This window comes from Pseudomonadales bacterium, from assembly GCA_041395945.1.
Taxonomy (GTDB): domain Bacteria; phylum Pseudomonadota; class Gammaproteobacteria; order Pseudomonadales; family Azotimanducaceae; genus SZUA-309.
The window spans coordinates 1,991,079-2,004,458 of record JAWKZN010000001.1 but is presented as its reverse complement, the minus strand read 5'-3'; the positions used below and the strand labels follow the sequence as shown (position 1 = coordinate 2,004,458).

The following is a 13,380-nucleotide window of genomic DNA, read 5'->3' as shown; positions in this document are numbered from 1 at the left end:
CGGGTCACTGATGAGTCTTCCAATCAAATCTTCCGATGTGGTCGTGGTCGGCAATTCCTCGGATGATCCTTTCGCGATCGACGTTGCCTATGCGGTCGGCCAGACCGAAGACATCGCGGATGTGATCAGCATGAAGACCTTCGCCAACTCGGAATTCTGTCCACGCTTCATTTCTGATGAGCTGGATTTTTCCCGCATCGGCCGCAAGCTCGATGGCAAGGTGGTGGTGATTGTCAGCACCTCCAGCCGCCAGGTGAGCCGCCAGACGCTGGCGATGCGCACCCTGCTCATTGCACGCTCCGCCAAGGAAAACGGGGCCACGGAAGTTGTGCTGGTGGAGCCCGACCTCTACTACAGCGCTCAGGATCGCGGTGCCCGTCCCGATCTGGGTGAAACCCTGTTCGAACGCGATAACGCGGACCTGAAGAAGTTCGATGGACAGCCCTTCACCGCCAAGCTGTACGCGCAACTGCTGAAACTTGCCGGCGTGGACCGGGTACTGACGGTGCACAATCACTCTTATGCCGTGCAGACCATGTTCCGGCAGATCTTCGAAGGCGGCTTCCACAATCTGATGCCTTACGAAATCTATGTGGACTATCTGCGCAATTCGGACATCGTGCGCCACGGCGCTCAGGGTGAAGGACTCGCCCTGTGTGCACCCGATAAAGGCGCCAGGGACTTCGTGAAGGAACTCTATAATCAGCTCGGCCTGCCCAAGGCCAAGTTCATTCTGCTGGACAAAGAGCGCAGCGGTGAGCGGGACGTGGAGATCACGCTGCACAAGGAGAGCGAATCCAAGTTTGAGGAAATCCACGGCCATGACGTGGTGCTGCTCGACGACATGGTGCGCACCGGCTCCACGGTCGTGAAGTCCTGTCAGTTTCTGAAGAAGATTCAACCGGGCCGGCTCGTGTTTGCGGTTACTCATTTCTATGCCAGTGACGAAGGCAGGCAGAAGATGGCGGACACTGCCCTGGATGAAATCCTCACCCTGAACACGCTGCCCGCGGTGCTGAACCGGGATGAACAGGGACGCCTGCGCAAGAAGATGGTGGTCCTGAAGATCGAAAACTGGCTCGCCCGGGAACTGTGCCGCATCCTGGGTCTGCCGGGCCGCACCGGCGGCAGCCTCTATCAGATCGACATGTCCTCCAAGAATCCCCGCTTTCTGCGCAAAATCTGGTCCAATGATCAGCTCCAGAGTCTGCGGGAGGAGCGCGCGGGCTGACAGCCTGCTGTCAGTCCCGGGTGCAGTCCTCTGGGAAGCCTGAGCTCGACAGCACCCCGGCATTGCGCAGGGACCGGATCGATGCGCTCGCTGCGACTACCCTCATCTCCTTCAATGTGCTGCTGGGGCTCAACCAGGCACTGGTGAAGCTGGTCAACGCGGGTCTGGCGCCGGTATTTCAATCCGGGCTGCGCTCGGCCTGTGCGTTTTTCCCCGTTCTCGCCTTTGCTCTGCTGGCGCGACGGCGTCTGTCGCTGCGGGATGGCAGCCTGGGTCCCGGCATCCTCAACGGCCTGCTGTTTTCCGGTGAGTTCTGTCTGCTGTTTCTGGCGCTCGACTACACCACGGTCGCCCGGGTGTCGCTGTTCTTCTACACCATGCCCTTCTGGGTTGCGCTGAGTGCCCACTTCCTGATCCCCGGTGAGCGCCTGACCTGGCTGCGCAGTGCTGGTCTGCTGCTTGCGGTGTTCGGTGTGGCACTGGCGCTGCAGGGCGACGGCGGGCGTATTGCAGCTGGTGCGTCGTCCTGGATCGGCGATCTGCTGGCGCTGTGCGCCGGCATGTTCTGGGCGGGTATCGTGCTGCTGACCCGCACCACCCGTCTGTCGAACTGTTCACCCGAGATGAACCTGCTCTATCAGCTGGCAGTGTCGTCCGTGGTATTGCTGGCGCTGGCACCCCTGTTCGGAGATCTGGTGCGGGAGATAACACCCTTCCTTGCCGGGGTATTTGCCTTTCAGGTACTGATGATTGTCTGTGTCGGTTTTCTGGTCTGGTTCTGGGTACTGTCCGTATATCCCGTTTCCCACATGGCCGCCTTCAGTCTGCTCGCCCCGGTGTTCGGCGTGCTGTTCGGCTGGGCAATCTTTGATGATCCAATATCGCCGCTGTTTGTGATCGCGCTGGGCCTCGTCGGTGCGGGGATTGTGCTGGTGAACCGGCGCTGACCGGAACACCTGCCGGTGGCGTCAGCTGCCGACAGATTCGGCGAGCTTCCGGGCCGTAAACGGATCGCCCGCCATCCCGAACAGCTTCCGCAGCAGGCGCCCGGCGCGCAGTACGTAGTGGAAGACCACGGGGACCACGATCAGGCTGAGGATGGTCGAGGTGATCAGCCCGCCGATCACCACGATGCCCATCGGCGCGCGGAAACTGGTATCCGCGTCCAGCCCCAGGGCCACCGGGAACATGCCCGCAGCCATGGCCAGGGTGGTCATCACGATAGGCCGTGCCCGTTTGCGACAGGCGTCGAGCAGGGCGTCAGTCTCGTTCATCCCCCGATCGCGCATGCCGACTACCGCATAGTCCACCAGCAGAATTGAGTTCTTGGTGGTGATACCCATCAGCATCAGCAGACCGATCGTAGCCGGCATGGAGAAGGAGGTATTGGTGAGCAGCAGGGCCAGCACGGCCCCACCCACGGACAGAGGCAGCGCGGCCAGGATGGTGAGGGGCTGCATGAAATCCTTGAACAGCAGCACCAGCACCATGAACACACAGACGATGCCGGTGAGCATGGCAATGCCGAAACTGGCGAACATCTCCTTCATCCGTTCCGCATCACCCACGTCCAGTTTGGTAACCCCTGGTGGGAGGTTGTTCAGCGCCGGCAGAGCGTCCACCCGCTGGGCGGCTTCCCCCAGGGAGATGCCGGCGAGTTCGGCGTCGATCTGAATGTTGCGGGAGCGGTCGTAGCGCGACACCTGGGCAGGTCCACTGCCAATGCTGACGTCGGCGACGGCAGACAGGGGCACCAGGCCACGGGCACCGGGAACCCGCAGCTGTTTGATGGTCTCGAGATCCCGTCGCGACGCGTAGGGCAGCTGCACGCGGATGTCCACCTGACGCTCGGGCAGATTGAGTTTGGCCAGCGCGGATTCGTAGTCACCGGCGGTGGCTACCTGCACAGTTTCACCGATGGCTGCCGCGTTGACGCCGAGTTCGGCCGCTCTGGAGAAGTCGGGTTTGATGAGGATCTCGGGCCGCAGCAGGCTCGCGCTGGAGGTGATGTTGCCGAGGCCGGGCACCGTGCGCAGTTCCCGGATCACATTCTGCGCGGTGCGTTCCAGCGCGAGAGGATCTTCCGAGGTGAGGTTGAGTTCCAGCTTTTCGCCCGACATGCCGTAGCCGACTTTGAAGCGCGCCCCGGGCAGTGTCGTCAGGCGCTGCCGGATTTCGTTTTCGATTTCCAGCTGAGAGCGTGAACGCTCTGCGGTCGGGGAGAGCTGCACCGACAGGCTCGCCTTGCGGATGTCGCCGCCGCCACGTTCTCCGCCCCCGCGGCTTGACATACCCATCCCGCCACCGGCGCCGATGGTGGTGAAGACCTGGGTGATTTCCGGGATGTCGGCGATCAGGCGGCGCACCTCTTCGGCACGCGCCAGAGTGGTTTCTATCGGTGTCCCCGGTGCCAGTTCGATCGAGACGGACGTTCGCGAGGCATCCGACGGTGGCACGAAGTCCTGGGGCAACGAGCCGAGACCGAGGATCGAGACGACGAAAAACACTGCGGCGGCGGAGGAGGTGAGGAATGGATGACGCAGTGCGGCGGCCGCGATGCGCAGGTACAGACGCAGCATGCGGCCATCTTCCGGTGCGCCCTTGTGCGGCTTCAGGATCCGCGCGCAGAGCATGGGCGTGATCAGGCGCGCTACTACCAGAGAGAGCAGCACGGCGATCACCGCCGTCCAGCCGAACTGTTTGAAGATCAGGCCCGGGATGCCGCCCATGAAGGCGGTGGGCAGAAATACCGCCACCAGGGTCATGGTGGTGGCCACCACCGCCAGTCCGATTTCGGTGGCCGCGTCCATTGCCGCCTGCAACGGCGTCTTCCCATGACGCAGATGCCGGACGATGTTTTCGACTTCGACGATGGTGTCATCCACCAGCAGACCGATCACCAGGGACATGGCCAGCATGGTGATGACATTCAGCGAAAAGCCCATCCAGTAGATGATGGCGAAGGTCGGAATGATGGAAAGAGGCAGGGCTGCGGCGGAAATAAGTGTAGCCCGCCAGTCACGCAGGAACAGAAACACGACGACCATCGCAAACAATGCACCTTCGAAGAGCATCTTCATGGATGACTCGAATTCGTGCTGAATGCGTTCGACGAAGTCGAGGACGAGTTCGAACTCAACGGTCGAGTGAATCCCGGCGAGCTCCGCGATAGCTTTGTCCACCTCGGCGGCCACCGCCACCGCGTTGGAATCCCGCGAGCGTTGAATCTGGAAGGCCACCACAGATTTACCGTTCAGCAGTGCAACCTGGGCGCGTTCGGCGACCGTATCCTTAATGGTGGCGATCTGATCGAGCCGGAAATGCGCACCGCCTGGAAGTGCGATATCGAAAGCGGCGAGCTGTTCGGCGTCGTCAACCGTGGCGATGGTGCGCAGCGACTGGCGGGATTCCCCGATTTCGCCGCGTCCACCGGAGAGCTGCTGTTGAGCACGGCGCAGTTGTCGGGAGACATCGGCGGCGGTGATGCGCAGCGCCGATAGCTGGGTCGGGTTCAGCTCCACCCGGATCTCCCGGCTCACGCCGCCCAGGCGGTTCACCGCGCCCAGGCCGGGAATCGCTGTGAGTCTGCGTGCCACGATGTTGTCGACGAACCAGGACAGGGCTTCTTCGTCCATGGAGTCGGATGCAACCGTGTAGGTCAGGATCGGCATGCCCGCGGTATTGACCTTGCTGACAATGGGTTCTTCGAGCTCGCGGGGCAGGTCTGAGCGAAGATTGCCTACCGCGGCGCGGACATCGTTGAGTGCTTCGAACAGGTCGTGTTCCAGCACGAACTGGATCATGGTGGTCGACGCACCTTCGGTGACCGTGGACTGGATGGCCTCGATCCCTTCGATGCTGCCGATGGCGTTTTCGATCTTGCGGGTGACTTCGGTTTCGAGCTGGGACGGAGACGCTCCCTGCATCACCGCAGTAACAATCACTGCGGGAAACTCCATGTCCGGCATGTCCTGGATGTTAAGGCGGCTGAAGCCGAAGGCGCCTGCCATGGTCAGCAGCAGGAACAGCACGATCGGCGGAATCGGCTCGCGGATGGCCCAGGTAGCGAAATTCATAGCGAAGCCTGCTCGCCGCGATGGGCTTCCTGCGCCGCGACCACCCGGACGATGTCGCCATCGTTGAGGAAGGCGCCACCGCTGGCGATCACGGCGTCATCGAGGGATACGCCGCTCAGGACTTCCACCACATCCTGCGCCCTGCGGCCGATCACCACCTTTTTCTGCATGGCTCTGCCTTCCTCGGCATCGACCACGAACACAAACGAGTAACCGTCGCGTAGTACCAGGGCGCTGGAGGGCAGGGAGATTCCAGCTTTGTCCCGTTGCAGAATTCTGCCGGTCACGAACATGCCGGGCCTGGCTTCGCTCGATGCCGCCTGAGCGTCCAGACTCACGTAGACGATGCCTGTTCGCGTTCCGCTATCCAGTGTCGGGGCGACCTGGCGCACCATGCCGTGGACCGTACTGTCGTCCGGCAGCGTGATCTCCGCACGATCGCCGACCTCGATACCGGCGATATCCGCACCGGTGAGTTCCGCGCGCCACTCGAGCCGCTTCTGTCTGACCAGTCTGAACAGCTCCATGCCGGGTGCGGCTACCGCTCCCAGCATGGCCGAGCGGGCGCTGATCACACCATCGTCGGGTGCCAGCACACGCGTGTTGTCGAGGTTCAGCTGCGCAGTAGTGAGCCTGGCTCGGGCCAGTTCGACCTGAGCCTGGGCGGCGTCGGTCCGGGTGGTGGCGCTGATCAGGTCCTGCTCGCTGATCATCTGGGTAGCGTGCAGCTGCCGGGCGCGATTGCTGTTGGCCTCGGCTTCAGCAAGCCGTGCATTGGCCTCCGCCAGGGATGCCTTCTGCTGTGCAAAGGCGGCAAGCATGGGCGCGGGATCGAAACGGGCCAGGAGCTGGCCGGCAGTGACCCGGTCGCCCACGTCCACAAGCAGTTCCACAAGCCGCAATCCTGCAACCTCCGCAGCGACGACAGCCTCCTGCCAGGCGGCGATCGCGCCGTTGGCGACGACCGTCTCCGGCCAGAGTATGGCAACCGGGCGCACGGTCGATACTGTGAGGGCGGCGTGCGCAGTGGCAGGACGCGCGGCCGTGTTCTGACTTCCGGTGCGTTGCGCGGCTGTCCCTTCGGGACCGCCGTCCGGACGCAGTGCGGAAATTCCGATCACGCCGATGGCGATGGCACAGCCCAGCGCTGCGATGACCCAGCGAATGCGACGGGACTGAAGGACGCTCATAGCGACTCCGGTTGCGTAAGACGACGATGGCGGCGCTCGGCCTCGACGAGGGCTGTTGCGGAAATCACCAGCTGTTCTACGGTGTCTGCCACCTGAGCTTCGCTGTCGATCAGACCCGGTGCGAGGGCACGGACGGCGGATCGCTCGACCAGCAGCACCATGGCGATACCCAGCAGGCTGAAGACGATCTGATGGGCACGGCTGTCCGGCTTTTCGATGCCGATTCTCGGCATGAGAAAACGCAGCAGCGGATCGTGGTAGGGGCGCAGCAGACCGGTCTGGTTCGACTCGAGAATGCCTGAAGGCTGCACCTGCTCGCGCAGAAACAGCAGGCGCATGTGGCTGCCCTTGTCCGGTGCCAGCACAAAACCCATCACATGGCGGTACCAGGCGCGCAGTCCCGTTTCCAGATCGGTCGATGGATCGTCGAGGGCGGCCGGCAACTCGATGAGACGCTCCGGGATCCGGAAGACTTCCCGATAGAGAGAGGCCTTGTCGCCGAAGTAATAGTGAATCGAGGCGACGTTCACTTCGGCCAGCGCGCAGATCTCCCGGGTCGATGCCTGGCCGTATCCCTTGGCGGCGAAGACCTCGAGGGCGGCGCTGAGAAGACGCTCCCGGGCCGCCGGGGTCTCGCCGGGGTCCGGGTTTGCCCGGGATTGCGCGGGATTTTTCACCGGTTCTGCCCGATGTCTGAGGGGGCGCTAAATTAAATCAAACGCTTGAATTAAGCAATTGCTTGAATCAATTCTGAGACAGATCGCACGTTCGGGAGGAGGGCGACGGATGCGGATTTCGCAGCCGGGAGGTGCCAGGCGCGGAGAGGCCCTGGGGTCGTTGGCTGAAAGGTGCGACAAAGACGCAACCGGTTTCTCAGCGGCTGCGGGCCCCACCGAACTTGTAGCGGACCTCCAGGCCGATCAGCCTGGGATCCGTTGTAGCGCCCGAGCGCAGATAGTTGCTTCCTTCTCCGCCGCGGTCGATCTGGCGTATCCCGATTTCGTCGAAGACGTTGTTTGCGAAGACAGTCAGGTTCCACGCCTTGTCGACGGAGAGCCAGGTTGCGCGCGCATCGAGACGGGCGTATGAACCCGTGGCGTCGTCCTCGTTCTCAAACGGCGAAAAATACACCTTGTCGATCCAGTTCCAGCCGGAGAAGAACACGAGCTGGCCGAGGTCGCCCAGCGGCCACTCGTACTGACCCCAGACACCGCCCTTCCATTCGGGAATGCGGGGCATCCGATTGCCCTTGATGTTGATCGGCTGACCGATCGCGACGAACAGCGATCCCGGTGATTCCTCACCAAAGCCGTCAATGAGGACGAAGTCACTCGCATACTCGGTATGGGTGTAGCTGAAGTTCAGGCCGAGGGTGATCCTGCCGGTGGGCAGCCAGACGATCTCGGTGTCGGTGCCCCAGATCTTTGCATCGGGGACGGCCCAGACGCTGGTCGAGGTCTCGTCCGGATCGATCACCGAGGGTCCCTGGCCGAAGGTGTGGATGTCGTTGTAGTCGTAGTAGTAGAGGGCGGAATTGATCTGCAGGGTGCCGTCGAGCAGGGTGCCTTTGTAGCCCAGCTCGTAGGAGATGAGTGTCTCGGGTTCATACTCAGGGTTGGAGCTGAAAAATCCGAAGTTGAAGCCCCCTCCGCGATAGCCTTTGGTAGCAGACAGATAGATCAGATCATCGTCCGTTGGCGTCCAGTCCAGATTGGCGCGCCAGGTGATCTCCGTATCCTGACGATCGAGTTCGCGCCAGATCGACGTGGCAGTCGGCAGTCCTGCGTTGAGGAGTCGCTGCGGATCGAGAATCTCGCCATTCGGGCCTAGGAAGCCGAGTGCCTGATTAATGAACATGAGCGTTGACAGGCCGCCGGACGGATCGAACCCGAGGGGCAGGACGTCATCGGTCGTGTAGTAGTAGATGGATTCGTAGCCGTCGAGCTCATCCCGGGCCCAGCGCACGCCCAGAGTGAGCGCCCAGGCTTCGCTGAATGTGTAGGTGGCCTGGGTGTAGGCGGCGTACGCCTCCCGTTCAGTGCGCGTCTGGTATTCCTGGCTTGAGCCCACCGTTTGGGGACCATGCGGCACGCTGTTACCGGTATCCCCCACCCACTTGCCGAAACAGTAGACGGGAATGCCATTGAGTGGACCACAGTAAAAGGGCAGCGGCGTGCCGTTCTTTTCCGCGGTCCCCGCAACTCTCGCTGAGAGGAGATCGAGCTGCGGTGTGAAGTCGATGAAGGCGAGCGCCGGGTCGATCGCACCATAGGGAATCGGAAAATCGTTCGCGTAGGTCGAACCACAGGCGGTGCCTGGATCGCAGGTGGAGTCGTAGTTGTCGCCGCGCTGGGTCAGTTTGGCATCGTAGTAGAAGAGTCCCGAGGTGATCGACAGTGCGTCCGTCGGATCCAGAAACAGCTGCAGTTCGTGAGACGTGTACTCCGCCTCCTGGCTCACGTAGAACTGGGTATCGAACAGGGTGTTGTTGCTGAGGTCCGTGTCGGTGGTGCGATCGTAGAAGTAGTCCGTGTAGCCGAAGATGTACTTGAAGCCGACTCTATCGGTCGGATTCCAGGCGGCGTCGAGCGAAACGGCCTGATGATCGAAGTACTCGTCCTGATGACCGTTGGTGGAGGTCTCGAGGTCGTCACCGTTGATGTTATCGAAGCCGAGAACGGGGAGCTGCGCGGAATCCAGCCCATACACGCTGTTGAAGCCCTCGTCCGAACGATCCACGCCGGGTACTTTGCGTTGCGCGAGCACATCCGCTCCGGTTACCGGATTGCGGAAGGTAAAGGTTGGCATGCCGGCGATCGTGCAACCCACACCCCGTTTGATGCCCGGACTGTCGACGGTTGCCGTGCGCACCAGCTGGCTCGGACAGGTGATCGAGGGGTTTACGGCGCGATAGCCGCGGACGAATGTGCTGGTGTCCCGGGTGCCGGTGTTGTTCTCTCCAAAGACGACGATCCCGCCGGCGTCTGCGCCAGCCATTCGACGCGCGTAGCTGCGTTCGTTGACCCGGGTATTGATCTCGATGGTGTCGGTTGGTGTCAGCCGCAGGCCCAGCGCGTAGTTTTCGTCGCCATAGTTGCCTGCGTCCGGCGCGGGGCCGAGATCATCTATGTAGCCATCGCGCGTCCGTTTGACACCAGTCACCCGGGCCTGCAGCCAGTCGCGGATGATCGGTCCGGACAGCATTCCATAATATTCCTGGAGGTCGTAACTGCCGACAATGGCGCGTGCTTCGCCCTCGAATTCGTCGGTTGGCAGCCGGTTGATGAAATTGATGGCACCGCCGATCGCATTGCGGCCGTAGAGGGTGCCCTGAGGTCCGCGCAGCACCTCGATGCGATCGATGTCGTAGAGACCACCCTCGGTGGAGGCGATGCCGAAGTCTTCCGAGTACACGCCGTTGAGATAGGTTGCGACACCCGGGTCGCCCCCCAGAGAGCGGAAATTGCGGCCGACACCACGGATGGCCACATCGTACGGCTCGATCACGGCGGCGGGAATATAGTTCTGCAGGTCTTCCTGGTTGCGGATGCCGAATTCTTCCAGGATTTCTCCGGTAAACGCAGTGATCGAAATCGAGGTGTCGCTGACGGTGGAGGCCCGTCGCTCGGCAGTTACCAGGATCTCCTCGATCTGACGCGCCGCCTCGGCAGCAGCCTGGGGTGGGGTGCTCGCAGTCCACGCCGCCGCGATCGCGAGTATCGCCGAATTTCGTACACGGCTACGGGATCCGGGTGCGGGCTCCAGGCGTCTTACAGGGTCCGGGTCTGGCACGATGGCATCTCCCACAAACCTGTACACAGGGCGATGCTACTCCTTCCTGGGGAATCGGGAAAAGTCAGGGGGTGAAGAAGGACACCGCGCCTTCGGGGGAATCACACGTTCAACAGCAGATGCTCGCGCTCCCAGGGCGAAATCTCACGCTGAAACTGCTGCAGTTCGGCTTCCTTCGCCCAGGGCACCGCGGCCGCCGCGATAACGTTCGAAGGCGTCGGGCAGGTCCGATACCCGGTCGAACTGACTCACTGTTTGCCCGATACGACAATCTCGAGCAGATAAGGGGCGTTGGTGGCCAGGGCACGTGTCATTGCCGGGCCGATGTCCTCGGGGTCTTCAATTGTTTCACCATCGACCCCCATGCCCTGGGCGAGTTGCGGGAAGCCCAGGGTCGGATTGGTGAGGTCCATGTGCGGGTAAGGCTTGTTGGAGCGGATATCGAAGCGCGAGCGGTAGATGTCCAGGTTGTGTTTGAGTACCCGGTATTCCCGATTGGAGAGGATGATAAACAGGATCGGCAGCTGATGGTGGGCGGCGGACCAGAGTGCCTGGATGCTGTACATGGCCGAACCGTCTCCTGAGATGGCGACAACCCGGCGTTCGGGTTGCGCCACCTGTACACCGATGGCGCCTGCCAGCCCCTGGCCGATACCGCCCCCCCGACCGCCGAAATAGTCCCCGGCACGGCGTTCGTTGAACTGGTGCGCGACATCCAGGGACGCAGTGATGGATTCGTCGACCAGAATGGCGTTATCCGGCAGCGCACGGGCGATCTCGTGAACGGCGCGCATCGGTGCCATGGGTCGGGTGTCCCACAGTTTCTCCAGAGCGGCGGTGGCCCGGGCAGTGATCTCGCCGTGCTCTGCCAGCAGACTCTGATTACGGGACTGAGCGGCCTTCTGGTAACTGCTCTCCGCGTTGCCGAGTGCGCTGGTCAATGCGCCAAGCGTGCTCTTCAAGTCTCCCACGATGCCGAGGTCCACCGGCAGGCTGTGGGCGAGTCGACTCCGATTGTTCTCCAGGTGCAGGACCTTTGCCCCGTTGGGGATGTGGGGTGTCGGGTCGTGCCAGACGTCTTCGAAGAACGGCCCGCCGATGAGCACGATCAGATCGTTGGGGCTCAACAGTTTCTGCACCGCCGCGGCTTCGAAGGGGGTGCGACCCCGATAGTTGGGATGGCGGCTGGGGAAACAGACCTGTGCACGCAGTCCCTCGTGGTGAACTCTGGCACCACAGAGCTCCGCCAGCCGGACCAGTTCGTCGAGGGCACCGCAGCGGGAGGCGTCATCACCTACCACCAGGCAGGGAGATTTCGCTTTCAGCAGCAGCGCAAGCGCCGCATTTATCGCCTCCTGGCTTGCGCCTGGTGCGTGCAGTTCGCCCGCAATACTGGCGCTGATCCGGGTCTCCTGCTCCATCACATCCACCGGCAGTGCGATGAAAACCGGTCCACAGGGGGGTTCGTTGGCGATCTTGAAGGCGCGACGCAGCAGTGGGCCCATTTCATCTGCGCTGCGCGGTTCGGCGCTGAACTTGGTTACCGGTGCGGCCATCGCAACCAGATCGTGGGACAGCAGCGGATTGTCCAGACGCATGCGGGTGTCCTGCTGGCCGGCGGTGACGATCATCGGCGAACAGGCCTTCAGAGCGCCATACATCATGCCGATGCCGTTGCCGAGCCCGGGTGCCACATGCAGATTCACGACCGCCGTCCGCCCGGAAGCCTGGGCGTAGAAGCTCGCAGCGCAGACGGCGACCCCTTCGTGCAGAGCGACATAGTAGGGCAGTTGCGGATAGTCGATGAGCCGGTCGAGCAGTGGGTTCTCGGTGGTCCCCGGATTGCCGAAAATACAGTCCACTCCATGCAGGAGCAGTGATTCCATGAAAACCTGTCCGCCACGCATGGTACCCACCCACTATGATCGTCTGTCCGGGGATTGTAGGTGTCCCGGAGTTGGGATCATAGGTTGGAATCCAATCCAGGGGTGCTTCCGGCTATACTCGCCCGGCTTTGGGGCGTTTCTGGACACTCATGACAGTGCGTGATTCTCGCGCGGGCGCGCGGCTTTTCCATGTCTGCTGATCGACCTCTTGTGGTCGTGACCCGGCGCTGGCCGGCGCCGGTGGAAGCCCGCCTGTGCGAAAGCTTCGACACCCGGCTGAACGAAACCGACGAACCCTTCACGAAGGCACAACTGCGTGAGGCATTGGCTGCTGCGGACGCGCTCTGTGTCACGGTCACTGATCGATTGGATGCCGCCTGCTTCGAAGGTCTGGTGCCTAAGGTGCGCCTTATCGCTAATTTCGGGGTGGGGTTCAATCACATCGATCGGGATGCCGCCGCCCGGCATGGTATCCGGGTGAGCAACACACCGGGAGTGCTGACCGACTGCACCGCCGATCTCGCCATGACCCTGCTGCTCATGACGGCACGGCGCACGGGGGAAGGCGAGCGGGAACTGCGGGCCGGCCGCTGGCAGGGCTGGCGGCCCACCCACCTGCTGGGTACCCGGGTCAGCGGTAAGACACTGGGAATCGTGGGGGCGGGTCGCATTGGTCTGGCGCTTGCGCAGCGGGCCCGGTTCGGTTTCGGCATGAAGATCCTGCTCAGCGGGCGCTCGGCCATCCGCCCTGAGGTTCTCAATCCCCTCGACGCGGAAGACTGCACCCTCGATGAGCTGCTGAACCGGTCGGATTTTGTGTCGCTGCACTGTCCGGCGACACCCGAAACCCGGCATCTGATTGATGCACAAAGGCTCGCACGAATGCCGGCACACGGCATACTCGTGAACACTGCGCGGGGCGATATCGTTGATGAGAGCGCTCTGGCAGCCGCACTCGCCCGGGGGCAGATTGGGGGAGCGGGACTGGACGTGTACGAACGGGAGCCCGAGGTGAACGCGCAGCTCCTCGATCTGGAGAATGTGGTGCTGCTGCCGCATCTCGGCAGCGGCAGTCGGGAGACCCGCATCGCCATGGGTATGTGCGCGCTGAACAATCTTCGGGCCTGCTTCGACGGTCAGCCGCTCCCCAATCCGGTGTAAGTGAGTGGTTTCGAAGGAAAGGCAAGTCACACAAGGACGCGGCA

Annotated in this window: 8 protein-coding genes; 3 read left to right on the top strand and 5 right to left on the bottom strand. The window is 62.4% G+C overall.

Going from position 1 to position 13,380, the window contains the following annotated elements:
* Positions 1-10: 10 nt before the first annotated feature.
* Both R3E82_09355 and R3E82_09350 read left to right on the top strand, forming a co-directional pair.
* The gene (locus R3E82_09355; GenBank protein ID MEZ5551081.1) at positions 11-1,231 is read left to right on the top strand and encodes a phosphoribosyltransferase family protein; all 1,221 of its coding nucleotides are present in this window, start codon (positions 11-13) and stop codon (positions 1,229-1,231) included.
* A gap of 20 nt (positions 1,232-1,251) precedes the next feature.
* Complete coding sequence (locus R3E82_09350; protein ID MEZ5551080.1) at positions 1,252-2,178, top strand: DMT family transporter; 927 nt, start codon at positions 1,252-1,254, stop codon at positions 2,176-2,178.
* A 21-nt stretch (positions 2,179-2,199) separates the two neighbouring features.
* On the opposite strand, the gene R3E82_09345 is transcribed toward R3E82_09350, so the two are convergent.
* The 5 genes from R3E82_09345 to R3E82_09325 all read right to left on the bottom strand — a co-directional run bounded on the left by R3E82_09345 (position 2,200) and on the right by R3E82_09325 (position 12,196).
* The gene (locus R3E82_09345) at positions 2,200-5,307 is read right to left on the bottom strand and encodes an efflux RND transporter permease subunit (GenBank protein ID MEZ5551079.1); all 3,108 of its coding nucleotides are present in this window, start codon (positions 5,305-5,307) and stop codon (positions 2,200-2,202) included.
* The gene (locus tag R3E82_09340) at positions 5,304-6,497 is read right to left on the bottom strand and encodes an efflux RND transporter periplasmic adaptor subunit (GenBank protein ID MEZ5551078.1); all 1,194 of its coding nucleotides are present in this window, start codon (positions 6,495-6,497) and stop codon (positions 5,304-5,306) included. The genes R3E82_09345 and R3E82_09340 overlap by 4 nt, the downstream gene beginning before the upstream one ends.
* Positions 6,494-7,174, bottom strand: a complete 681-nt coding sequence (locus R3E82_09335) for a CerR family C-terminal domain-containing protein (GenBank protein MEZ5551077.1) — start codon at positions 7,172-7,174, stop codon at positions 6,494-6,496. The genes R3E82_09340 and R3E82_09335 overlap by 4 nt, the downstream gene beginning before the upstream one ends.
* A gap of 196 nt (positions 7,175-7,370) precedes the next feature.
* Positions 7,371-10,289: a TonB-dependent receptor gene (locus R3E82_09330; protein MEZ5551076.1), complete on the bottom strand. Its 2,919-nt coding sequence runs from the start codon at positions 10,287-10,289 to the stop codon at positions 7,371-7,373.
* Positions 10,290-10,537: 248 nt separating this feature from the next.
* On the bottom strand, positions 10,538-12,196 hold the full coding sequence (locus R3E82_09325; GenBank protein ID MEZ5551075.1) for a thiamine pyrophosphate-binding protein: 1,659 nt from the start codon (positions 12,194-12,196) through the stop codon (positions 10,538-10,540).
* 168 nt (positions 12,197-12,364) lie between these two features.
* On the opposite strand from R3E82_09325, the gene R3E82_09320 reads away from it, so the two are divergent.
* Positions 12,365-13,336: a D-glycerate dehydrogenase gene (locus R3E82_09320; protein MEZ5551074.1), complete on the top strand. Its 972-nt coding sequence runs from the start codon at positions 12,365-12,367 to the stop codon at positions 13,334-13,336.
* The last annotated feature ends 44 nt before the right edge of the window (positions 13,337-13,380 follow it).

Coding starts and splice junctions, on each gene's coding strand:
- R3E82_09355 (MEZ5551081.1), top strand. CDS start 11: ATGAGTCTTCCAATCAAATCTTCCGATGTGGTCGTGGTCGGCAATTCC.
- R3E82_09345 (MEZ5551079.1), bottom strand. CDS start 5,307: ATGAATTTCGCTACCTGGGCCATCCGCGAGCCGATTCCGCCGATCGTG.
- R3E82_09340 (MEZ5551078.1), bottom strand. CDS start 6,497: ATGAGCGTCCTTCAGTCCCGTCGCATTCGCTGGGTCATCGCAGCGCTG.
- R3E82_09325 (MEZ5551075.1), bottom strand. CDS start 12,196: ATGCGTGGCGGACAGGTTTTCATGGAATCACTGCTCCTGCATGGAGTG.
- R3E82_09320 (MEZ5551074.1), top strand. CDS start 12,365: ATGTCTGCTGATCGACCTCTTGTGGTCGTGACCCGGCGCTGGCCGGCG.